Below are 21,057 nucleotides of genomic sequence, written 5' to 3' on the forward strand. Positions count from 1 at the left end.
GGTGCGAGCCTCTTCGGCGAGCCTCGAAGGATGCACGGCCCCACTGTGGCCGATTCATCCTTCGAGGCTCGCTCCGCTCGCACCTCAGGATGACGGAGAAAGACTGACGCCGTCCCATCAACATCATTGCGGGCGAACGTTGCCACCGTTGCGTAGTCAACTTGGCCGCGAGGAAGCGATGCTCACGCCTTCAACCGCGCGGCGTGCCAGCGCAGGTGATCGGCCATGAAGGTCGAGATAAAGTAATAGCTGTGGTCGTAACCCGGCTGGCACCGCAAGGTGAGGGGAATGTTGGCCTTCTCGCAAGCCGCCTTCAGCAGCTCGGGCCGCAGCTGTTCGGTGAGAAAACCGTCGGCATCGCCATAGTCGACCAGCAGATCGGAAAAGCGGGCGCCGTCCTCGATCAGCGCGACCGCATCGTGCTTGCGCCACGCCTGCTTGTTGCTGCCGAGATAGCCGCCCAGCGCCTTGTTGCCCCACGGCACCTGTGACGGTGCCACGATCGGCGCGAACGCGCTCGCCGCGCGATACCGATCGGGATAGCGCAGCGCGGCCGTCAGCGCGCCATGGCCGCCCATGGAGTGACCGAGGATCGATTGCCGCGCCGTATCGACCGGAAATTGCTCGGCGATCAGCTTCGGCAATTCCTCGGTGACATAGCTCCACATCCGGTAATTGGTCGCGAACGGTGGCTCGGTCGCATCGACATAGAAGCCTGCGCCGAGGCCAAAATCGTAGGCATTGGCGGGATCGCCGGGGATGCCTTCGCCGCGCGGGCTGGTGTCGGGTGCGACGAAGATCAGGCCGAGCTCGGCACATGCCTGCCGGAATTCACCTTTCTCCGTGACGTTGGCGTGCGTGCAGGTCAGACCCGACAGATAGGTGACGACGGGCAATTTGGCACCGGCCGCATGATCGGGGACAAACACCGAGAAGGTCATGTCGGTCTTGGTCTCGCGGCTTGGATGCCGGTAAACGCCTTGCGTGCCGCCATGCGACTTGTTCTGGGAAACCGTCTGCATTGCCATATTCCTCTGTGTTGGAGCGCGACGTCAGGCGACGCCGCTCTCGATCGCCAACCGCACCAGCTCTGCCGAGCTGCGCACGCCAAGCTTCTGGCGCATGATCGATGACGTGTTCGCGACCGTCTTGTAGGACGAATGCACCAGCCAGGCGATCTCCGACAGGCTCTTGCCAGAACTGAGCAGGCGAAGGATCTCCATCTCGCGCGAGGTAAGCTTGGAGAGCGGATTTTGCGCAAAGCCCGGCCGCGCAAAGGCGACGTTGCGTGCGATCGCCGGCGGCAAATAGACGCCGCCATTGCCAACTTCGCGTACCGCCTCCACCAGATCGTTGGGGTCGCCGGTCTTCGAGACGTAGCCCTTGGCGCCGATGTCGATGGCGCGGGCGGCGAACACCGGGTCGTCGTTCATGCTGAACATGATGAGGCGCGCGGATGCATCGCGCGACAGGATGCGGCGGGCCAGCTCGAAGCCGGAGACCGTCGGCAGGTTGATGTCGATCACGCAGAGATCGGGCTTCTCCGCGACGAACGCTCGTTCGCCGCTTTCGGCATCGGCCGCTTCCAGCAGGGTGATCTCGGGATCGTCCGCGAACACGGTGCGACATCCGGAGGCAACAATGGGATGATCGTCAACGATCAGAATGCGCATGGCGTTGTTCCGGCAACCTGCTTCGATTCACTCATCGTCGCATCGGCTTGCACGAAGAACACCTCGGTTCCGACCGGTTGTGCACCTCGCACGAGATTGCGATAGGGTGCGATTAGATAGCCGGGCAAATTTGGCTGTCAACGATCCTCTCGGAGGAGGGATCGCGGTCGGGGGCAACGTCATGTGGCAAAAGCTAGCCTTGCGCGCACGGATCAACCTGCTGCTGGCGCTGATACTGGCGCTTGGGCTGGGCATCAATATTGCGCGGCTCGTGCTGGAAGCGGGGCCGCGCGTCCAGGCCGAGGACCAGAGTGTGATCCGGCTGGCGCGCGAGTTTGTTGCGACGATGGTGACCGGTCTCGACGAGGCGCCGGATCCGGATGCGCGGCTCGACCAGATCGTCCAGGACCTGAGCCGGCTGCGTCATGTCAGCATCACGCGGCAGGATGACGCGACCGCAAAGTCTGCCGAGCGCCTGGCGGAGGCAGGCGATCTGCGCGCCCCGCCGGCGTGGTTCATCGCGTTGGTTCATCCCGAGCAGACTTCGGTGCGGGTGCCGATCTCGGTTCACGGCAAGCCGCAATCGCTTGTCATCACCTCGCATCCCGATGACGAAATGGCCGAGATCTGGGACGGCATCGTCACCCAGATTGAAGTCGGCTCCGCGATCGCGGTGGCGCTGCTGCTGGTGACTATGCTGGTGGTCGGCCGTGCGCTTGCGCCGCTGGAAGCGCTGTCGCAGGCCATGACCGGTATCGAGGCCGGGGACTACGACGCGCGCGTCGAGCCCGGCGGATCGCCCGAACTGGCTGCGATCTGTGCCAAACTGAACCATTTGGCGGCGACCCTTGGCGAGGCCGTGGACAGCAAACGGCAGCTGGCCGAACGTGCGGTCTCGCTGCAGGATTCCGAACGCAAGGAGATCGCGCGCGAATTGCACGATGAGTTCGGGCCCTATCTGTTCGCGCTGCGTGCGCATGCCGGCGCGCTGACGCGGCTGTCGGAGGTCGAAAACCCCGATCCTGCTGCGCTACGCAAGCACGGCGGCGCCATCCTCGAGCAGGTCAACGCCCTTCAGCAGTTCACTCGCCGCATCCTGGAGCGGTTGCGGCCGGTGGGATTGGCGGAGCTTGGGCTTGCGCAAGCGCTTGGCGCGCTGGTGCGGCTCTGGGGCGAGACCCACCCGGAGGTGGAGATCGAGAGCAGCATATCGCCTGATCTCGGCGAGACCGGCGAGACCGGCGAGACGGCCGATCTGACGATCTATCGCATCGTCCAGGAGGCGCTCACTAATGTGTTCCGCCACGCCGGCGCAACGGCAGTCGATATCACGATCGAGCCCGCGGAGCGGCAGACCGGCCCGCGCGGCAGCCGCGGCTGCGCGCTGGTGCGTGTCCGCGACAACGGCCGCGGCCTGCTCAGGGATCACCGGCTTGGCCGCGGTTTGACCGGCATGCAGGAGCGAATCCTCGCGCTCGGAGGCACGCTCAAGATCAATTCCAGCGATGATGGCGTGACGGTCGAGGCGCTGGTGCCAAAGGCCATGCAGGCTTAGCGCGCAGTTCGCGGCCAGTATGCGAAGACGGCCCATGCCAGCGCGAGCGCACCGGCGATCCAGAGCACGATGATCGCGATCATTCCCGCTCGACTGATCGGGCGCTGCAAGACGGAACTGGCATTGGCGCGGCATTCGGCCATCACCTCATCCGGAACGAGCGAGATCGCGAGCCAGATGCCGAGCGGCAGCAGGATCAGATCGTCGAGATAGCCGATGACCGGGATGAAATCCGGAATCAGGTCGATGGGCGAGAGCGCATAGGCCGCGATGGCGACAGCGAGGGCCTTTGCGTACCACGGTACGCGTGGATCACGCGACGCGAGATACAGCGCAACGCTGTCTCGTTTCAGGTTGCGCGCCCAAGCTTTGATTGAGGAAAGTTTGATTGAGGATAGCTTGATGGACGGCATGGCGTGGCGCCTGCACGCCAAGCGAATCGCTATTCCAGTACCACATCGACCGGCATGCCGCCGTGCAGACCCTTGTGCACGGAGGAGGGGGCGATGCCAAAATACTTCCGGAATACGCGGCTGAAATGCGATGAACTCGAGAAGCCCCAGGAGAACGCGACGTCCGTGATGGTCTTGCCGTTCTGGGATTCCAGCTCCTGCCGGCAATTCTGCAGCCGGGCCTTCCAGATGTAGTCGCTGACCGTCATGCCGCGATCGCTGAACAGCATGTGCAAATAGCGCTTCGAGCAGCCGAGCGCCGCGGAAATGCGGTCGATGCAGAGATCCGGATCGCGCAGATGCTCGCGGATGAAGCCCTGAGCCCGCACATAGGTTGCCTCGGCGCTGCCGCGGTCGAACATGGCACCGGTCTCGCGCAGCGGCAGCAGCAGCAGGTCGATCAGCGCATCGGCCACGCCGACGGCGTTGACCGGGGTCAGCGTCGGCGCTTCGCCGAACGCGGCATGCACGAAATCATAAGCGATGCGGCCGGTGCCGTTGCGCGCCGAGAGCTTGCATGGCGCCATCTTGGAGAGCTGGAAGCCACGCTCCTTGAGCAGGTCCTTCGGAACGATGACGACCTCGTGACGCGTCAGGGACGGGCTGATGATGGTGTGCGGACACGACACGTCGTAGGCGAAGCAGTCGCCCGGCATGATGTCGAAGTGCAGACCGTCCTGCTCGAAATGCGAGACGCCGTAGGTCTGGAACACGATCTTGATGTAGGGGTGCTCGCTCAGCTTGATGCGCGAGACGGTATGGGCGATGCGATGCTGGCTTGCCTCGATCTGGCACAGCTTCAATCGCGATACCGTCGTGAAATTGATCCGGCCTTCGAGCGAGGATCCCTCCAGCGCATCGACGTCGAACTGACCGCACAGGTCAGTGAGCGCATCCGACCAGCGCTGGATCTGACGCTTGGGCGTCAATCCGTTTGTGCTGAGTGAATGGACTGTATCGGACATCTTTCCAGCCACCGATTCGATCCCCAACGTGACTGCTCACCGAGCTGAAATCTGGCCCGGGATGATGCGCCTTCTCCCTGATTCTGAACAGCTTAGGGAGGCGGCGGGACTTCTTCCCGGTTAATGTCGGGTGATCCTCCGACTTAGTTCTGGGCGCGTCAAGCGCAACCTTGGGCCGGTTCTATCCGACGCTGGAATAGCACTGACGACGTTTGATGCCCTGCAACATGAAGCGGTCTTTCCTGCCAATTCGCGGCCCGACCGCAAAAATCTGACGATGCTTCGCTTCTGAGCAAACGGCGCTTCGCTGCTGGGCAAGTCAGCGCGGTTCGATGGGACTACCAGTGAGGTACCAAAATGGAAGAAGTGGGGCCGTTTCGGCGGAAACCCTTGAGCTCATGAACCTGGGAGGAAATCCACGATGCGCAAGTTGCTTTACGCGACCAGCCTTGGGGCAATGGCGGTGTTCGCCGCCGGAGCTGCCAACGCCAATGACGAACTCCACAAGATGACGCAGAACCCGAAAGACTGGGTGATGCCGACCGGCGATTACACCAATCAGCGCTATTCGAAGCTGAATCAGATCAACGCCCAGAACGTCGGAAAGTTGCAGGTAGCGTGGACGTTTTCGACCGGCGTGCTGCGCGGTCACGAAGGCGGCCCGCTGATCATCGGCAACATGATGTACGTGCATACGCCGTTCCCGAACAAGGTCTACGCTATTGACCTTTCCAAGGACAATCAGATCGTCTGGAAGTACGAGCCGAAGCAGGATCCGAACGTCATTCCGGTGATGTGCTGCGACACGGTCAATCGCGGCGTTGCCTATGGCGACGGCAAGATCTTCCTGCACCAGGCCGACACCACGCTGGTCGCGCTCGATGCGAAGACCGGCAAGGTGGAATGGACGGTGAAGAACGGCGATCCCAGCAAGGGGTCCACCGGCACTTCCGCGCCGATGGTGATCAAGGACAAGGTCCTGATCGGCATCTCAGGCGGCGAGTTCGGCGTCCAGGCTCACATGAGCGCTTACGACATCAAGACCGGCAAGCTGGTCTGGCGCGGATACTCGGAAGGCCCGGATGACCAGATCCTGGTCGACGACAAGACCACCGAGCTCGGCAAGCCGGTCGGCAAGGACTCGAGCCTGAAGACGTGGCAAGGCGATCAGTGGAAGATCGGCGGCGGCGCGACCTGGGGCTGGATCTCCTACGATCCCGAACTCAACCTCGTCTATTACGGATCGGGCAACCCCTCGACCTGGAATCCGAAGCAGCGTCCCGGCGACAACAAGTGGTCGATGACGATCTGGGCGCGTAACCCGGATACCGGCGTTGCCAAGTGGGTCTATCAGATGACGCCCCATGACGAATGGGACTATGACGGCATCAACGAGATGATCCTTTCGGATCAGTCGATCGACGGTAAGGCGCGCAAGCTGTTGACGCACTTCGATCGTAACGGCCTCGGCTACACGCTCGATCGCGTCACCGGCGAACTGCTGGTCGCCGAGAAGTATGATCCGAAGGTGAACTGGACCTCCGGCGTCGACATGAACAAGAGCTCGCCGACCTATGGTCGTCCGAAGGTTCTTGACGCAGCGTCGACCGACAAGGCCGGCGAAGACCACAACGTCAAGGGCATCTGCCCGGCGGCGTTGGGTTCGAAGGACGAGCAGCCGGCGGCCTACTCGCCGGACACGCAGCTGTTCTACGTGCCGACCAACCACGTCTGCATGGACTACGAGCCGTTCAAGGTGAGCTACACCGCAGGTCAGCCCTATGTCGGCGCGACGCTGTCGATGTATCCGCCTCCCGGTGAGACCAACATGGGCAACTTCATCGCCTGGGACGGCAAGACTGGCAAGATCGTGTGGTCGAACAAGGAGCAGTTCTCGGTCTGGTCGGGTGCACTCGCGACCGCCGGCGGCGTGGTGTTCTACGGCACGCTGGAAGGCTACCTGAAGGCAGTCGACGCCAAGACGGGCAAGGAGCTCTATAAGTTCAAGACCCCGTCCGGCATCATCGGCAACGTCACCACCTATGAGAACGGCGGCAAGCAGTACGTCGCCGTGCTGTCGGGTGTTGGCGGTTGGGCAGGCATCGGCCTCGCGGCCGGTCTGACTGATCCGACGGCCGGTCTCGGTGCAGTCGGCGGCTACGCCGCGCTGAGCAACTACACCGCGCTCGGCGGAACGCTCACCGTGTTCTCGCTGCCGCAGTGAGCTGAGCAACCCTCGTTCCGGCGCATGGAGCGATCTCCATGCGCCGGTCCGTCTTCAATCCGCACGCGAGGATATGCTTTTGCGTAAGATCTGGTTTGTGACTGCCGCGATCTTCGTCGTGGCAATGGGAGGAGTTGCCTCCGCCGAGGACGTAGGTGATCCGGCCGCCGTCAAGTCCGAGGACGGCAAGTATCTCGACAAGGAAGGAAACCCGACGTTCAAGGTCGCGTCCGACGGTACGGTGGACTGGTACACCTACTCGGGCTACCGCCGCTATCATTCGGAGTGCCACGTCTGCCACGGTCCCGACGGCATGGGCTCGACTTACGCGCCGGCTTTGAAGGATTCGCTGAAGACCATGAGCTATCCCGACTTCATGGGCGTGGTCGCGAGCGGGCGCAAGAACGTGTCGACGTCGCAGGAAAACGTCATGCCGGCATTCGGCGATAACCCGAACGTTGCCTGCTACATGGACGACCTCTATGTGTACCTGCGCGCCCGCGCCAATGATGCGGTTGGGCGTGTTCGACCGGCCAAGCACGAAGACAAGTCGGATGCCTATGGAAAGGCTGAAGACGCCTGCATGGGCAACAAGAACTGAGCGTGACCGGCGCGAATGACAAACCTGTTTGATGTTTTGTGGAGACTAAGATGAAGACCCGCGCCGCAGTTGCATTCGAAGCCAAGAAGCCGCTTGAGCTCGTCGAGCTCGACCTGGAAGGCCCCAAGGCCGGCGAGGTCCTTGTCGAGATCAAGGCGACGGGCATCTGCCACACCGATGCCTACACGCTCGATGGCTTCGACAGCGAAGGCATCTTCCCCTCGGTCCTCGGGCACGAAGGCGCCGGCATCGTTCGCGAGGTCGGCGCCGGCGTGACGTCGGTGAAGCCGGGCGATCACGTGATCCCGCTCTACACGCCCGAATGCCGCCAGTGCAAAAGCTGCCTGAGCCAGAAGACCAATCTCTGCACCGCGATCCGTGCCACCCAGGGCAAGGGCGTGATGCCGGACGGCACCTCGCGCTTCAGCTACAAGGGCAAGACGGTCTTCCACTATATGGGCTGCTCGACCTTCTCGAACTTCACCGTGCTGCCCGAGATCGCGGTGGCGAAGATCCGCGAGGACGCGCCGTTCGACAAGAGCTGCTACATCGGCTGCGGCGTCACCACCGGCGTCGGAGCCGTTGTCAACACCGCCAAGGTGACGCCGGGCTCCAACGTCGTCGTGTTCGGCCTCGGCGGCATCGGCCTCAACGTGATCCAGGGCGCCAAGATGGTCGGCGCCGACAAGATCATCGGCGTTGACATCAACGACTCCAAGGACAATTGGGGCCGCCAGTTCGGCATGACGCATTTCGTCAACCCGACCAAGGTGAGCGGCGATATCGTGCAGCACCTGGTTGGCCTGACTGACGGCGGCGCCGACTACACCTTCGACTGCACCGGCAACACCAACGTGATGCGCCAGGCGCTGGAAGCCTGCCACCGCGGCTGGGGCGTATCGGTCGTGATCGGCGTCGCGGAATCCGGCAAGGAGATCGCGACCCGGCCGTTCCAGCTCGTCACCGGACGCGTCTGGAAGGGTACTGCGTTCGGCGGCGCGCGCGGCCGCACCGACGTGCCGAAGATCGTCGACTGGTACATGAACGGAAAGATCCAGATCGATCCGATGATCACCCACGTGCTGAAGCTCGACGAGATCAACAAGGGCTTCGACCTGATGCACGAGGGCAAATCGATCCGTTCGGTCGTCGTGTTCTAAAATCAAAACACCAAGCACTAGGAGGATAGGTCAATGACTGTTCATATCCACCCGTCAGTCGACAATGGCGTCAAGCAAGGCTCCGGCAGTTTTGCCGGCGGCACACTCGTCTGCAAATGCGCGGACAAGAAGGTCAAGGTCGGGGTCAAGGGCGACGTCGCCCACAACCACGCCTGCGGTTGCACCAAATGCTGGAAGCCTTCCGGCGCCACGTTTTCGGTCGTCGCGGTCGTCCCGCGCGAGAACGTCACTGTGCTGGAGAACGGCGACAAGTTGAAGATCATCGATGCCGCGGCGGTGATCCAGCGCCATGCCTGCACCGGATGCGGCACCCACATGTACGGCCGGATCGAGAACAAGGGTCATCCGTTCTACGGCCTCGACTTCATCCATCCCGAGCTGTTCCAGGAGTCAGGCTCTGCGGCTCCGGGATTTGCCGCCTTCGTCTCGTCGGTGATCGAGTCCGGCGTCAAGCCGGCCGACATGGCCGGGATCAGGTCGCGGCTGAAGGAGCTCGGGCTCGAGCCCTATGACTGCCTGTCGCCGGCGCTGATGGACGCGATTGCCACCCACGTGGCGAAATCCAAGGCAGCCTGATCAAGGCAGCCTGACCGCGACAGCCTGACAAGGGCGGCACGACCGGCCGGCCCTGACGAGATTCGGCGTCGGCAGAGGGCCTGCCGGCGACGGATATGTTGGTAGTACCCGTGACCTTGAACCTTGCATGCCCTGCGGGCGACCACAGGGCATGCATTTTACTTTCCGCCTTGCCCTCGTCCTATCCCCGATCCTGGTCCTTTCGCCGGCCCGCGCCGCGTCGCCGGAGGACCGCTACTTTGCCGCACGCGACGCTGCGATTGCCAAATTCGCCAAGCAGGAGAAGGACGGCAAGATCGACGAGGCCGTCGACAAGGCAGAGGCAGCCGCGCGTGACGAGCTGAAGGGGCAGCTGATCGCGATCCTGCCCCAGCCCGCCCGGCCTGGCTTTGCCCCGGCCCAGCTCAACCTCGACACTCTATATAATGGCGATATGGGGTTCGGCATGCTGGACGGCCTGCGCTTCGATGCCGACACCGGCAGGGACGGCGGCAAGATCGGTGAGAAACGCGCTGACGGCAGCTTCGTCGAGCCGAGAGCGCATATCATCGTCACCTCCGAAGCCCTGTTCACGCGCTGGCTGCACGAGCACAAGACATGGTGGGACAAGGGCAGCAAGAATGTGCCGCAGCAGATCGAACCGGCCCTGAAGTTCGAGGGCCTCTACACCCAGGCGATCTCGACCGACGCCGCCGTGATCAACTTCAACGAGCTGCCGGTCGTCAAACCGGCGTCGGCCACCCTGACTTACGGTTTCCTGGCCGGCCGCACCCAAGACTCGACGCCTGAGGGCGCCGATGAGGTGTTTGTCGCAGCGCTCGCCAACGGCAGGTTCTACATCGCCTATGGCGAGATCGAGCCCACCGTGAAAGTGCCGGCCTGCGCTAGCATCCGCGCCGACTACAACAAGCGGGCGGATGAAGCGGACGAGAAGCTGCGTCAGAAGCGGATCGACAAGAAGGCCTATGACAAGCTCGGCGACCTGCGCCAGCAGGGCGAGGATGCATTCAAGCGCTGTTTCGTTCAGCACGCCCCGGAACAACCGGCATTCACCGAAGCCACCAAGCAGGCCCAGGCATTGCTGGAGTTGGCGCTCGGCAAGTAGCGTCACCTGACGATTTGATCGGCTGGCGGTCCGACCTTATGTTCCCCGGGGCAGCTTTTGAGCCCCGGGGAGACGCCATGAATACCGCTATCAGTCCGTTTCGCATCGCCGTCAGCGACGATGTCCTCGAGGATCTCCGCACCCGGCTGCGCCGGACCCGCTGGCCGGAAGCCGAGCTGGTCGACGACTGGAGCCAGGGCGCGCCGCTGCAATGGATCAAGGACGTCTGCCACTATTGGGCCGAGACCTATGATTGGCGGCAGCGCGAGGCGCAGCTCAATCGATTCAGCCAGTTCACCACCGAGATCGACGGGCTCGCCATCCACTTCATCCATGTCCGTTCAAAGCATCCCGAGGCACGGCCATTGCTCATCACCCATGGTTGGCCGGGATCGGTGGTCGAATTCCACAAGGTGATCGAACCGCTGACCGATCCGACGGCGCATGGTGGCAGCACGGCCGATGCCTTCCATGTGGTGTGTCCGTCCTTGCCGGGCTTCGGCTTCTCGGCCAAGCCGGCTGCGACAGGCTGGGGCGTCGATCGCATCGCCAAGGCCTGGGCCGTCCTGATGGAGCGGCTGGGCTACGCCAGGTACTTCGCGCAAGGCGGCGACTGGGGCTCAGCGGTCACGACCGCGATCGGCGGGCAGGACGCGGCACACTGCGCCGGCATTCACATCACGCTTGCGATGTCGACCCGGCCCAATGTCGAGGGCCAGCCGACGCCGGAGGAGACCCGCGCGCTCAACGGCATCAAATACTATGCCGACTGGGATTCCGGCTATTCCAAGCAACAGTCTACCCGGCCGCAGACTCTCGGTTACGCGCTGACGGATTCGCCGAGCGGGCAGGCGGCATGGATCCTGGAAAAGTTCTGGGCCTGGACCGACTGCGACGGGCATCCGGAAAATATCCTCAGCCGCGACGAACTGCTCGACAATGTCATGCTGTACTGGGTGACTGAGACGGCCGCATCGTCGGCGCGGCTCTATTGGGAAAGCTTTGGGCCCGGCAAGCGAACCCCGCACAAGGTGAGCGTGCCGACCGGTGTTGCCGTGTTCCCCAAGGAGATCGTCACGCCGGTCCGCAAATGGATGGAGACGAATTTCACCAACATCCAGCACTGGCGCGAGATGCCGAAGGGCGGACATTTCTCGGCGTTCGAGCAGCCCGAGCTGTTCGTCGGCGAGGTGCGGGAGTTTTTCGGGAAGCTGCGCTAGTTGTGTAGTCATCCGCGTAGGATGGGTAGAGCGCAGCGAAACCCATCGACCTCGCGTGCGGCGCGCATGATGGGTTTCGCTGCGCTCTACCCATCCTACGAACTGCTACAGAAGTCCCCGGTAAATCCCCGGCGCGGAGCCTTCGATGGCCACCGCGCCGACGGCCTTCGAATAGAATTCGGCCGGTCCGACGCCGCCGATGATGGCGTAGCCGAAGCCCTGGTGTTTCATGTCCTCGAGACAGGCGAACAGCAGTGCCTTGCCGATGCCGCCCTGCTGCGCCTTCGGTGTGACGCCGGTTGGACCGAAGAAGTTGCGGCAGGCCGCATCGTGGCAGGCGAATCCCACGATCTTCTTTTGCTGGATCGCGATGAAGCAGGAGACCGGCTGGCGGCTGAACGCGACCTCGGTTTCGCTGGCCCATGCCTCGCTGAACGTTTCCCGTACCCAGGCTGTGACCTTGTGCTTTTCGGGCGCGAGCGCCCGGCGCATGACAATTCCGGCCTTGAGCAGCCGATCGTAGGCAGGCCGGGAATCGGGCAGGGCATAGAGCTTGACGAGCATGTCCATCCGGCGACCTTAGTTGAAAATGCGTCCTGCGGGCAAATCGCGGGAGGAAGGGTGGGGCGGGTTAGCGGCGTAGCGGGTGGTTAATCCACCCAGCCTCGTCATTCCGGCGCGTGCGAAGCACGAGCCCGGAATCCATCAGGCCGCTGGCTTTGTGGACGAATGGATTCCGGGTTCTCGCTTCGCGAGCCCCGGAATGACGGATCCGTCGCGATAGTTTGCCGCAGTGCGTAGCGTCGAGCACCGCTGTCATTTCCGCCGTTGCTTGTTCGAGATCCTGGCTTCGCGCGCAACGGCCCAGAAATACCCGCCGCAGAATGCAACAATCGCAACAATCACGGCGGCGGCGATAATCTCTTGCATGTCGGCGGCTCTCCAAGTACACGTACCTCACATACGTGGGAATTATGCCCACGCAAAGCAAATCTCGGTTTCGAGATGTGACGAGGCGGAGCGAAGGCATGGTGAGAGTCAGCGCAACAGACAGACGTTTTCGGGCGATTGCAGCTCTCGTCGTCATCGCCGGCATCGGTTCGGCGCAGGCCGCTCGAACGTCTGATAAATCGGATGCCGGCGGCGGCACGGTCTCGATTCCGATCGACACAAGGAGCCAGACGTCCGCGATGGAGGGCGTGGTCCGCCCCGTCCAGCTTCCCAAGGGCGCATCCGCGGTCAGCGAGACCTACGGAGACTGGGTCGTCAAATGCCTGCTCGATGGCGGCGCCAAGCTCTGCACCCTCAGTCAGACGCAGACCTCCAAGGAGACCAATCAGCAAATCTTCGCCATCGAGTTGCTTGCCAGGGACGGAAAGGCCGAAGGCAACATCTTGATGCCGTTTGGGCTGAAGTTCGACGCCGGGGCCGTCCTCAAGCTCGACGGCAAGGATCTGGAGCAGACCCGGTTCTCCACCTGCACCGCGCAAGGCTGTTTGCTTCCGGTTTCCTTTCCCACGGTCGTGACCGACACCATCAGCAAGGCCAAGACGCTCACCGTCGCCGCGCAGAACATCAGTAACGGGCAGGCCGTCGTCTTCAATGTCCCTCTCAACGGCTTCGCCGCGGCGCTGGAACGCACCATTCAGCTTGGAGGTTGAGCGGCAATCTCGTCAGCTCGCCAGCACCGGACCGCGTGCCCGTCGGTGCGCGTTTGAAGCGAAGGCCCGGGCTCGCGCTGGCACACCGCTTCGGCGTAGCGACAGCGTGGACTGAATGCACATCCGTCCGGCGGATTGAGCGGATTGGGAAGCTCGCCCTTTGTCGTCGCGAGCGGTGCGCGGCGTAGCGGATCTGGAATCGCGGCGATCAGGGTCTGCGTATACGGGTGGGCCGGCCGCTCGAAGATCTCGCGCCAGCCGCCCGCCTCCACAATGCGGCCGAGATACATGACCGCGACCCTGTCGCTCATGTGCTCGACCACGCCGAGATCGTGGCTGATCATGATGTAGGAGAGGCCGAGACTCTCTTTCAGTTCCAGCAGCAGATTGATGATCTGGGCACGGATCGAGACATCGAGCGCCGAGACCGGCTCGTCGCAGATGACGATCTTGGGATTGAGGATCAGGGCGCGGGCGATGCCGATGCGTTGGCGCTGGCCACCCGAGAATTCATGCGGGTAGCGGCCGGCCTGCTCGGGCCGCAAGCCGACATGTTTGAGCATCGCGGCAATGCGTCCGTCGATCTCGCTCTGGGCCGTCACGCCATGCAGGCGCAGCGGGTCTTCAAGCGTGCGGCGAACGGTCTGGCGTGGATTGAGCGAGGCGTAAGGGTCCTGAAACACCATCTGGGCGGTGCGCGCCAGGAGCTTTCGATCGACCGATCGCTGGCCCGTCACGACATGCCCGTCGAGCACGATCCGGCCGCGCGTCGGCGTCAGCAGTCCAAGCAGCGACAGTGCGACGGTCGACTTGCCGCAGCCGGATTCGCCGACGAGACCGAGGCACTCACCGCGCTTCAGTTCGAGATCGATGCCGTCGACCGCGCGCAGCAGCCGCTGGCCGCCGCCCAGCAAGCCGCCGCCGAGCGGAAAATGCACCGCGAGATCCTTGACGCTGAGGATGACATTGTCGTCAGGCTTCGCCGCGGGCTCATGCATGGTGGTGGCACCTGACGAGGCCGCCTGCACCGAGCCATGTCGTTTCCGGTGCGGTGGTCCGGCAGATCTCGGTCGCCTGTGCGCAACGCGGATTGAAGCGGCAGCCGCTCGGAAAGTCCGCGATCGCCGGGACGACGCCGGCGATCTCGCGGAGCCGCGACCGGCCGAGCGCTGCGCGGCTCCCCAGCCGTGGCAGCGAGTCGACCAGGCCTTGCGTGTAGGGATGCGCGCAGGCGCGGAAGATGTCGTCCGAGCCGCGTTCCTCGACAATGCGACCGGCATACATGACGCCGACGCGGCGGCAGACGTTGGCGACCAGGCCCAGATCGTGGCTGATCATCAGGATCGCCGTGCCTCGCTCCGCGCACAGATTGCGCATCAGCTCGATGATTTCCGCCTGCACCGTCACGTCGAGCGCGGTGGTCGGCTCGTCGGCGATCAGAAGGTCCGGATCGCATGCCAGCGCGATGGCGATCATCACGCGTTGGCGCATGCCGCCCGAAAGCTGGTGCGGGTAATCCTTCACCCGCCGCTCCGGTGCCGGGACGCGCACGTTCGCCAGCGCCTCGACGGCCAGCTGGTTTGCCTCGCGCCAGCTCTTGCCCTTGTGCAGCACGAACATCTCCGCGATCTGCCGGCCGACCGGCGAGACCGGATTGAGCGCGGTCATCGGCTCCTGGAAGATCATGGCGATGCGGTTGCCACGCAGCGCCCGCTGCTCGGCCGCGGAAAGTCCCTGAATCTCGCGGCCCTCGAACCGTATCGCACCGGCGGCGACCGAGAGCGGCCGGCGCAGCAGGCCGATCAAGGCGAGTGCCGTAATGCTCTTGCCGCAGCCGGACTCGCCGACGAGGCCGAATGTCTCCCCCCGATCGATCCGGAATGAAACGCCCTCGACCGCCGCAACATGCTTGGCGCCGTCGTCGAGATCGATGCGCAAGTCCTCGACTTCGATCAGCGGAGCGGCCGTCATGCGCGCCGGCTCCGCGACTGGGGATCCAGCACGTCACGCAGGCCATCGCCGAGCAGATTGAGGCCGAGCACCGTCAGGAAGATGGCGAGGCCCGGGAACACCGACAGCCACGGCGCCGTGGTGATCTGGTCGCGCGCCTCCGACAGCATGCTGCCCCAGCTTGGATAGGGCGGACGGATGCCGAGGCCGAGGAATGAAAGCGAGGCTTCCGCCAGTACCGCGCCGCCCATGCCGAGCGTGCCGATGACAATGATGGGGCCGACCATGTTCGGCAGCAGCTGCGTGATCATGATGCGCAAATCCCCATAGCCGAGCACGCGCGCAGCCTGCACATAGCCCTGGCTCTTGAGCGACAGCGTCGAGGCGCGTGCGATCCGGCAGGTGAAGGACCAGTTGGTCAGTCCGAGTGCGATCAGGAGGCTGGTCAGGCCGGGTCCAAGCACCGCCATGATTGCGAGCGCGAAGATTAGCGAGGGGATGGCCAGCATCAGATTGGTCAGCCCGTTGACGACATCGTCCCACCAGCCGCCCCAATAGCCCGCGGTCAGGCCCAGCGTCACGCCGATGACGCTATTGACGAGCTGCGAGACGATGCCGACCGTCAGCGAGATGCGCGCGCCGTGCACGACGCGGGAATAGATGTCGCGACCCTGCGCATCGGTGCCGAACCACCAGATCCAGCTCGGCGGTTCTTCCGCATTCATGAGGTTGGCGCCCATGACCGGATCGGTATGTGCAAGCCAGGGCGCGAACAGGCCGACGAAGATCGCAAGCGCGAATAACAGCCCGCCGATGATCGCGCTGGTTCCAAGCTTCATCGCGGCCGCTCCGCCGTGGCAGGCTGCATGGTCGATCGTGCGCTGGCGCGATGAGACTGGCCGCCGTTCATGCGTATCTGATCCTGGGATCGATCACGCCGTAGAGCAGGTCAACCAATGTATTGACGGCAAGGAAGAATAGCACCACCACGAGAATGGTGCCCTGGACGGCGGGAATGTCGCGCTGCAGGACGCTGTCGACCAGCAGCGAGCCGATGCCCGGCCAGGAGAACAATTTCTCGACGACGACGGCTTGGCCCATCACGACGCCGAATTGCAGGCCGATCGCCGTGAGAATGATGACGAGGGCATTGCGCATCACGTGCCACGTCACGACGCGGGTCTCGCTCATGCCCTTCGAACGCGCCGTCCGGACAAAATCCGCGGTCATGATCTCGAGCACCGCTGCCCGCGTCGTCCGCGCCAGCAGCGCCATCGGCGAGACGCCGAGGGTCACGGCAGGCAGGAGCAGATATTTAAGGCTGCCATCGCCATAGCCGAAGCTCGGCAGCCAGCCGAGCTTCAATGCAAACAGATACATCAGCAAAAGCCCGAGCCAGAATTTGGCCATCGAGAGGCCGGATACCGCCAGGACCATCGAGAGCGTGTCGACGATGCTGCCCGGCTTCAGCGCGGCGATGAAACCGAGCGGAACGCCGACCGCAATCGCAAACGCCAGCGCTGCGAAGATCAGCTGCTGCGTTGGCCACATCCGTTTGGCAACCATGGTCGTGACCGGCTCGCGGGTTCGGAACGAGGTCCCGAAATCACCTGTCGTGAGCTTGGCGACATAGGAGCCGAACCGCACGTAAACGGGATCGTCGAGGCCGAGCTGCTTTTTCATGCGTTCCACGACCTGCGGGTCCGTCGGACCGCGGCCGTCATCGCCCATGCTCGACACGATGCTGCCCGGAACGACGCTGAACAGCACGAAGATCAGCAGCACGACAGCCAGCACGGTCGGAATGGTTTGCAGGACTCGACGGATCGCGAAGGAGAGCATTCGACGTTTTCCTCATCCCCTCCATCATTTCACATGATGGAGAGAGCGATTGGCACCTGTCACTTCGCCGGCGAGGTGTCGTCGACCCAGAGGTCTTCGACGTTTTGATGGGTAAGTTCCGTTGCGTCCAGCTGGATTCCCTTGAGCCAGGGCTGCACCGCCATGACCGCCTTGTTGTAGTTGAAGAACCAGATCGGCGCTTCCTCCTGGAGCAGCGCATTGGCCTTTTGCAACAGCTGGACGCGCTTTGCGGCATCGTCGGTCTGGCCCGCTGCATCGATCATCTTGTCGAACTCCGCGTTCTTGAAGGTCGTGTAGTTGCAGGCCGATTGCGGCGTCGCCGAGTGGAAGCATTTGAGCGCTGCCTGCGGATCCGGGCCGGTCGCCTGGGAATAGATGAAGGCCTGGAAGTCGCCCTTGCGAATGACCTCCGCCAGCACCGCGGTTTCGACCTGCTTGACCTTCACCTTGATGCCCACTTTGTCCAGCATCGGGATCGCGGCTTCGACGATCGGCAAGCCCCAGCTTTCGTTCTGACTGGTGGTCCATTCGAATTCAAAGCCGTTGGGATAACCCGCGTCCGCAAGCAATTGCTTCGCCTTCGCAGGATCGTAAGGGTAGGGCTTCATGGCCTTGTCGTATGCCGGCGAGGTCAAAGGCAGCCAGCTCGTGGCGCGATAGGCCTTGCCCTTGACCAGCTTGCTGATAATCAGATCGGCATCGATGGCGTAGTTGACGGCCTGCCGAACCCGCTTGTCGGAGAATGGCTTGAACGCGGGATTCATCCCCATATAGCGGGTGAAGACCTCGGCGACCTCGACGATGGTGCCCTTGAGGTTGGGGTCGGCCTGATAGGCGACATACTGTGCCGGCCCAAGCACCGAGGTGTCGATCTCCTTGTTGCGGAAGGCGACGTCGCGTGCCGCGGCTTCGCCCATCAGCGATATCACGAGTTTGTCGGCATATGGCTTGCCGGGCTTGTAGAACCGGTCCCAGCGTTCAAGCACGATGCGCGATCCCGGCACGTGCTCGACGAATTTGAATGGACCAAGCCCGATCGGCTTCTGGAGGAAGCTTTCCTTGCCGCCCTCGTCGGCCGGATAGATCGAGGTCAACGCGGTGAAGAAATAGAAGGCGGGATCGACTTTCTCGGTCAGCTTCATTTCGAGGGTGAAGTCGTCGATCTTCTTCAAGCCCGAGATTTCCTTGGCTTGGCCCTTCTCGACCTCGGCCGCGCCCTCGATCAAGCGGGCAAAGCGCGCGCCGGGATAGGCCTTGGTGCCGTCCATGATGCGATTGTAGGACCAGATGATGTCATCGGCCGTCATCTTGCGGCCGTTGTGGAAATAGGCGTCGTCGCGCAGCTTGAAGGTATGAACGAGGCCTCCGCCCGAGACGGTGACCTCCTTGGCAAGTTCCAGAACCGGCTTGCCCTCGGTCGAGTCCCAGATGTAGAGCGAGCGGTGCAGGGCCTTGGCGTAGATCTCGTCCTGGGCGCGCGGTGTCGTGTGGATGTCCATGCTGGTGAAGCTGGAGCCATAAGGCGCCGTCATGCGAATGGTCCCGCCCTTGCGCGGTGTCTGGGCCTCCGCCGTGGCGGCGAGTGCGAGCGCGAGGCCAACCGCGATCGCAATCAACTTGAACTTCATGTTTACCCCAACGATGCAGGAACATTCCGATCAGCGAGTTGACCATCGGCAGCACGTCAAGCGCAAGGTCCTCATGTCGCGTCGATGGCGACCGGCACCAAATAATTTGTGTCGCCGCGATGCGTGGGGCAGGATTATCGAAACGCTGCCGGTGCTGCGGGTGCCTACCGACATGATTTGACCGCGCCGAACCTTGGCTGCAACTTGCGCGAGCAAGTAAGCGGCTGCGATTGAATGGATTTCGGCTTCTGTCCTGAAACTGGGGGGCCGGGGTTCCTGACCGCATGCCAGCCGCGGGGCCGCCTCTCGCGCATTCTGTGGCAGCAAGCCACCTGTGACATAATAACCGGACGGGCTATTTGAAAATTGAAGCGGACCAACCCCGGCGTCGTCCCGGGCAAGCGAAGCGCGACCCGGGACCCATAACCACAGGGTTGAGTTGTTGAAGAGGCTGTGGCCCCAACGTCGCGCAACAATCACCTTCGGTGGTTATCGGTCCCTGCGTTCGCAGGGACGACGAATGCAGGCGAGCCAACAATCACAAATACCAGGCCAGCACCGCCTTGAGCCGGGCGTTCTCGATCACCGGCAGCGCGACCAGATGGTTCATGCCGGAAGCCCGCGCCAGTACCGCCCCGATCGATTCATCCTGCTTCAGATGCTCGGTGAGCGCGGGCATTCCGGTGGCCCATGCGCCGCCGATAGAGCCTTCGCCGCGACCGATCGTCTTGGCCGCATAGAGCGTGGCGAGATCAGACCGCTCGCTGCAGTCGCCGGAGTGAAACACCAGCGCCGACCGCTCTTCGTTCGGCACCCAGATCTCGAACCGGCGTGCGATCGGCGTCGCCTGCGCCGACAGGAATGTCACCACCCAGGTCTTGTCGCCGGTCGTGTGTGGGATGCCGACACCGCAATTGATGCCGATCTCGGATGCGTCCTCCCAGCGCAGGAATCCCTTGGAATTGTGCAGGTCCTTGATGATCAGCGGCATGCCGGCCTTCCAGGTCCGGCCGGGCAGGCCGAAGCCGCGCGGGAATTTGGTGTGGCGCGAGTTGAACTCGAACATGTCGGCGGTGCCGTAGTAGCCGTCGACCAACGCCATCTCGTGGGATTTGTCGGGATCGTTGTGCCAAAGTTCGATCGCGCCGACATGCTTCCTGTCGTCACCGCAGAGCAGCACCATCACGGCCATCAGGAATTCGCCGGCGAACACCGGAAGCGCAACGCCGCAGGTCAGGCCGGCTTCGCGCGCCTCGTCGGTCCGTTTGAAATAGGAGTTGGCGAATTCGGTCAGGATGACCGGATGGCCGCTCGCCCAGGCCTTGCCGGGAAGGCCCTGGTCATAGGCGAACAGCGCATTCTCGCTGACCGCGTTGAACTCCGCGAACTCGGAGCTGTGCAGGCTGCCGCCGAATTCCAGCCGCGTCCGTGTTGGATCGGGCACCCAGAGCTCAACAACGCGAATGAAGGTTTTCATCGCACGCACCTGCCGTCTCGCCGACGGCTAGCATCGGCGATGTCACGGCAAAATGTGCGCTCAAATAGCAGGCAAGCGACGCCCAAAGTTGATGCGAAGGCGCGATTTCGTCTCAGTCCCGGTACGACGGATCGACGCGATCGAGCTTGCGGAGCAACGCCGGCCAGGCGAGTTCGCCGTTGCGCGCGGCGCGGCCGGGCTTCGGCAGCATCCGCTCATAGGTGTCTTCGAGGATGTTTTGCGGCGGATAGGTCAGCTTGGTGTTGCAGGACAGCGCCATCACCTGGGTCTGGCAGGCGCGCTCGAGCCGGAACAGCACGTTGAAGGCGGCGGGCACAGTGCGGCCGACGACCAAGAGGCCATGGTTGCGCAGGATCATCGCCTCGCTGTCGCCGAGGTCGCGCACCAGCCGTTCGCGCTCGTCGACATTGTCGGCGATACCCTCGAAGTCGTGATAGGCGATGTGCAGGAAGCGCATCGAGGTCTGCGCCAGCGGCAGCAGGCCGCATTCCATCGCGGAGACCGCCATGCCGGCGGGGGTGTGGGTGTGCGCGACGCAGTCCATGTCGTGCTTGGCCATGTGGATGGCGCTGTGAATGACGAAGCCCGCGACGTTGACATCATAGTCGGTCGCGTTGAGCAGCGTGTTGCCCTCGACGTCGACCTTGATCAGGCTGGAGGCGTCGATCTCCTCATACAGCATGCCATAGGCATTGATCAGGAACTGGTCGGTGGTGCCGGGCACGCGGCAGGAGATGTGGTTCGCGATCATCTCGGTCATGCCGTACATCGCCGTCAGCCGATAGCATGCGGCGAGATCGACGCGGGCCTGCCACTCCTCGGCGCTCACCTGTTCGCGAACGGATTTAACGACCTTGATCGCGGGTGAGCTGACGGGGGGATTCATGGCGTTCTCTCCTTGAGAC

Annotated in this window: 20 protein-coding genes; 8 read left to right on the plus strand and 12 right to left on the minus strand. The window is 63.1% G+C overall.

Annotated elements, in window-relative coordinates:
* Positions 1-182: 182 nt before the first annotated feature.
* Positions 183-1,028, minus strand: coding sequence for an S-formylglutathione hydrolase (gene fghA, locus AAFG07_RS14215; protein WP_342727820.1), 846 nt, complete (start codon positions 1,026-1,028; stop codon positions 183-185).
* Positions 1,029-1,052: 24 nt separating this feature from the next.
* Positions 1,053-1,673: a response regulator transcription factor gene (locus AAFG07_RS14220; protein ID WP_342727821.1), complete on the minus strand. Its 621-nt coding sequence runs from the start codon at positions 1,671-1,673 to the stop codon at positions 1,053-1,055.
* 181 nt (positions 1,674-1,854) lie between these two features.
* Between AAFG07_RS14220 and AAFG07_RS14225 the strand changes: the two genes are divergently transcribed.
* Positions 1,855-3,228 (plus strand): histidine kinase, encoded by a 1,374-nt coding sequence (locus tag AAFG07_RS14225; RefSeq protein ID WP_342727822.1) that lies wholly within the window; start codon positions 1,855-1,857, stop codon positions 3,226-3,228.
* On the opposite strand, the gene AAFG07_RS14230 is transcribed toward AAFG07_RS14225, so the two are convergent.
* Both AAFG07_RS14230 and AAFG07_RS14235 read right to left on the minus strand, forming a co-directional pair.
* Positions 3,225-3,641, minus strand: coding sequence for a YkvA family protein (locus AAFG07_RS14230; protein WP_342727823.1), 417 nt, complete (start codon positions 3,639-3,641; stop codon positions 3,225-3,227). The genes AAFG07_RS14225 and AAFG07_RS14230 overlap by 4 nt on opposite strands.
* A gap of 29 nt (positions 3,642-3,670) precedes the next feature.
* The gene (locus tag AAFG07_RS14235; RefSeq protein WP_342727824.1) at positions 3,671-4,645 is read right to left on the minus strand and encodes a helix-turn-helix domain-containing protein; all 975 of its coding nucleotides are present in this window, start codon (positions 4,643-4,645) and stop codon (positions 3,671-3,673) included.
* A 421-nt stretch (positions 4,646-5,066) separates the two neighbouring features.
* Here AAFG07_RS14235 and xoxF5 point away from each other — a divergent pair, with 421 nt between their 5' ends.
* The 6 genes from xoxF5 to AAFG07_RS14265 all read left to right on the plus strand — a co-directional run bounded on the left by xoxF5 (position 5,067) and on the right by AAFG07_RS14265 (position 11,552).
* Positions 5,067-6,869: a lanthanide-dependent methanol dehydrogenase XoxF5 gene (gene xoxF5 / locus AAFG07_RS14240; protein ID WP_342727825.1), complete on the plus strand. Its 1,803-nt coding sequence runs from the start codon at positions 5,067-5,069 to the stop codon at positions 6,867-6,869.
* Between the two features lie 124 nt (positions 6,870-6,993).
* Positions 6,994-7,470 (plus strand): c-type cytochrome, methanol metabolism-related, encoded by a 477-nt coding sequence (locus AAFG07_RS14245; protein ID WP_342729154.1) that lies wholly within the window; start codon positions 6,994-6,996, stop codon positions 7,468-7,470.
* A gap of 50 nt (positions 7,471-7,520) precedes the next feature.
* Complete coding sequence (locus AAFG07_RS14250; RefSeq protein WP_092125859.1) at positions 7,521-8,630, plus strand: S-(hydroxymethyl)glutathione dehydrogenase/class III alcohol dehydrogenase; 1,110 nt, start codon at positions 7,521-7,523, stop codon at positions 8,628-8,630.
* A gap of 33 nt (positions 8,631-8,663) precedes the next feature.
* Complete coding sequence (gene gfa, locus AAFG07_RS14255; RefSeq protein ID WP_092115643.1) at positions 8,664-9,227, plus strand: S-(hydroxymethyl)glutathione synthase; 564 nt, start codon at positions 8,664-8,666, stop codon at positions 9,225-9,227.
* Positions 9,228-9,378: 151 nt separating this feature from the next.
* Entirely contained in the window at positions 9,379-10,332 is a 954-nt protein-coding gene (locus AAFG07_RS14260; protein WP_342727826.1) for a hypothetical protein, read from the plus strand.
* 77 nt (positions 10,333-10,409) lie between these two features.
* Positions 10,410-11,552, plus strand: a complete 1,143-nt coding sequence (locus tag AAFG07_RS14265) for an epoxide hydrolase family protein (RefSeq protein WP_342727827.1) — start codon at positions 10,410-10,412, stop codon at positions 11,550-11,552.
* Positions 11,553-11,657: 105 nt separating this feature from the next.
* Here the strand turns inward: AAFG07_RS14265 and AAFG07_RS14270 are convergent, their stop codons facing one another.
* Positions 11,658-12,122 (minus strand): GNAT family N-acetyltransferase, encoded by a 465-nt coding sequence (locus tag AAFG07_RS14270; RefSeq protein WP_342727828.1) that lies wholly within the window; start codon positions 12,120-12,122, stop codon positions 11,658-11,660.
* 404 nt (positions 12,123-12,526) lie between these two features.
* On the opposite strand from AAFG07_RS14270, the gene AAFG07_RS14275 reads away from it, so the two are divergent.
* Complete coding sequence (locus tag AAFG07_RS14275; RefSeq protein WP_342727829.1) at positions 12,527-13,213, plus strand: invasion associated locus B family protein; 687 nt, start codon at positions 12,527-12,529, stop codon at positions 13,211-13,213.
* On the opposite strand, the gene AAFG07_RS14280 is transcribed toward AAFG07_RS14275, so the two are convergent.
* The 7 genes from AAFG07_RS14280 to AAFG07_RS14310 all read right to left on the minus strand — a co-directional run bounded on the left by AAFG07_RS14280 (position 13,198) and on the right by AAFG07_RS14310 (position 21,038).
* The gene (locus tag AAFG07_RS14280) at positions 13,198-14,211 is read right to left on the minus strand and encodes an oligopeptide/dipeptide ABC transporter ATP-binding protein (RefSeq protein WP_342727830.1); all 1,014 of its coding nucleotides are present in this window, start codon (positions 14,209-14,211) and stop codon (positions 13,198-13,200) included. The two genes, AAFG07_RS14275 and AAFG07_RS14280, sit on opposite strands and share 16 nt — an antisense overlap.
* Positions 14,204-15,184, minus strand: a complete 981-nt coding sequence (locus AAFG07_RS14285; protein ID WP_342727831.1) for an ABC transporter ATP-binding protein — start codon at positions 15,182-15,184, stop codon at positions 14,204-14,206. Before AAFG07_RS14285 ends, AAFG07_RS14280 begins: the two co-directional genes overlap by 8 nt.
* Positions 15,181-16,002 (minus strand): ABC transporter permease, encoded by an 822-nt coding sequence (locus tag AAFG07_RS14290; RefSeq protein ID WP_223968980.1) that lies wholly within the window; start codon positions 16,000-16,002, stop codon positions 15,181-15,183. Before AAFG07_RS14290 ends, AAFG07_RS14285 begins: the two co-directional genes overlap by 4 nt.
* Positions 16,003-16,069: 67 nt before the next feature.
* Positions 16,070-17,005: an ABC transporter permease gene (locus AAFG07_RS14295; protein ID WP_342727832.1), complete on the minus strand. Its 936-nt coding sequence runs from the start codon at positions 17,003-17,005 to the stop codon at positions 16,070-16,072.
* Between the two features lie 59 nt (positions 17,006-17,064).
* On the minus strand, positions 17,065-18,654 hold the full coding sequence (locus tag AAFG07_RS14300) for an ABC transporter substrate-binding protein (RefSeq protein WP_342727833.1): 1,590 nt from the start codon (positions 18,652-18,654) through the stop codon (positions 17,065-17,067).
* Between the two features lie 538 nt (positions 18,655-19,192).
* Positions 19,193-20,131, minus strand: coding sequence for a GAF domain-containing protein (locus tag AAFG07_RS14305; RefSeq protein WP_342727834.1), 939 nt, complete (start codon positions 20,129-20,131; stop codon positions 19,193-19,195).
* 112 nt (positions 20,132-20,243) lie between these two features.
* Positions 20,244-21,038: a class II aldolase/adducin family protein gene (locus AAFG07_RS14310; protein WP_342727835.1), complete on the minus strand. Its 795-nt coding sequence runs from the start codon at positions 21,036-21,038 to the stop codon at positions 20,244-20,246.
* Positions 21,039-21,057: the final 19 nt, after the last annotated feature.

It is taken from the genome of Bradyrhizobium sp. B097, from assembly GCF_038957035.1.
Taxonomy (GTDB): domain Bacteria; phylum Pseudomonadota; class Alphaproteobacteria; order Rhizobiales; family Xanthobacteraceae; genus Bradyrhizobium.

Excerpts from the sequence above, each read along its gene's own strand:
- fghA (WP_342727820.1), bottom strand. The coding sequence starts at position 1,028 with ATGGCAATGCAGACGGTTTCCCAGAACAAGTCGCATGGCGGCACGCAA.
- AAFG07_RS14220 (WP_342727821.1), bottom strand. The coding sequence starts at position 1,673 with ATGCGCATTCTGATCGTTGACGATCATCCCATTGTTGCCTCCGGATGT.
- AAFG07_RS14225 (WP_342727822.1), top strand. The coding sequence starts at position 1,855 with ATGTGGCAAAAGCTAGCCTTGCGCGCACGGATCAACCTGCTGCTGGCG.
- AAFG07_RS14230 (WP_342727823.1), bottom strand. The coding sequence starts at position 3,641 with ATGCCGTCCATCAAGCTATCCTCAATCAAACTTTCCTCAATCAAAGCT.
- AAFG07_RS14235 (WP_342727824.1), bottom strand. The coding sequence starts at position 4,645 with ATGTCCGATACAGTCCATTCACTCAGCACAAACGGATTGACGCCCAAG.
- xoxF5 (WP_342727825.1), top strand. The coding sequence starts at position 5,067 with ATGCGCAAGTTGCTTTACGCGACCAGCCTTGGGGCAATGGCGGTGTTC.
- AAFG07_RS14245 (WP_342729154.1), top strand. The coding sequence starts at position 6,994 with ATGGGAGGAGTTGCCTCCGCCGAGGACGTAGGTGATCCGGCCGCCGTC.
- AAFG07_RS14250 (WP_092125859.1), top strand. The coding sequence starts at position 7,521 with ATGAAGACCCGCGCCGCAGTTGCATTCGAAGCCAAGAAGCCGCTTGAG.
- gfa (WP_092115643.1), top strand. The coding sequence starts at position 8,664 with ATGACTGTTCATATCCACCCGTCAGTCGACAATGGCGTCAAGCAAGGC.
- AAFG07_RS14260 (WP_342727826.1), top strand. The coding sequence starts at position 9,379 with ATGCATTTTACTTTCCGCCTTGCCCTCGTCCTATCCCCGATCCTGGTC.
- AAFG07_RS14265 (WP_342727827.1), top strand. The coding sequence starts at position 10,410 with ATGAATACCGCTATCAGTCCGTTTCGCATCGCCGTCAGCGACGATGTC.
- AAFG07_RS14270 (WP_342727828.1), bottom strand. The coding sequence starts at position 12,122 with ATGGACATGCTCGTCAAGCTCTATGCCCTGCCCGATTCCCGGCCTGCC.
- AAFG07_RS14275 (WP_342727829.1), top strand. The coding sequence starts at position 12,527 with ATGCCCACGCAAAGCAAATCTCGGTTTCGAGATGTGACGAGGCGGAGC.
- AAFG07_RS14280 (WP_342727830.1), bottom strand. The coding sequence starts at position 14,211 with ATGCATGAGCCCGCGGCGAAGCCTGACGACAATGTCATCCTCAGCGTC.
- AAFG07_RS14285 (WP_342727831.1), bottom strand. The coding sequence starts at position 15,184 with ATGACGGCCGCTCCGCTGATCGAAGTCGAGGACTTGCGCATCGATCTC.
- AAFG07_RS14290 (WP_223968980.1), bottom strand. The coding sequence starts at position 16,002 with ATGAAGCTTGGAACCAGCGCGATCATCGGCGGGCTGTTATTCGCGCTT.
- AAFG07_RS14295 (WP_342727832.1), bottom strand. The coding sequence starts at position 17,005 with ATGCTCTCCTTCGCGATCCGTCGAGTCCTGCAAACCATTCCGACCGTG.
- AAFG07_RS14300 (WP_342727833.1), bottom strand. The coding sequence starts at position 18,654 with ATGAAGTTCAAGTTGATTGCGATCGCGGTTGGCCTCGCGCTCGCACTC.
- AAFG07_RS14305 (WP_342727834.1), bottom strand. The coding sequence starts at position 20,131 with ATGAAAACCTTCATTCGCGTTGTTGAGCTCTGGGTGCCCGATCCAACA.
- AAFG07_RS14310 (WP_342727835.1), bottom strand. The coding sequence starts at position 21,038 with ATGAATCCCCCCGTCAGCTCACCCGCGATCAAGGTCGTTAAATCCGTT.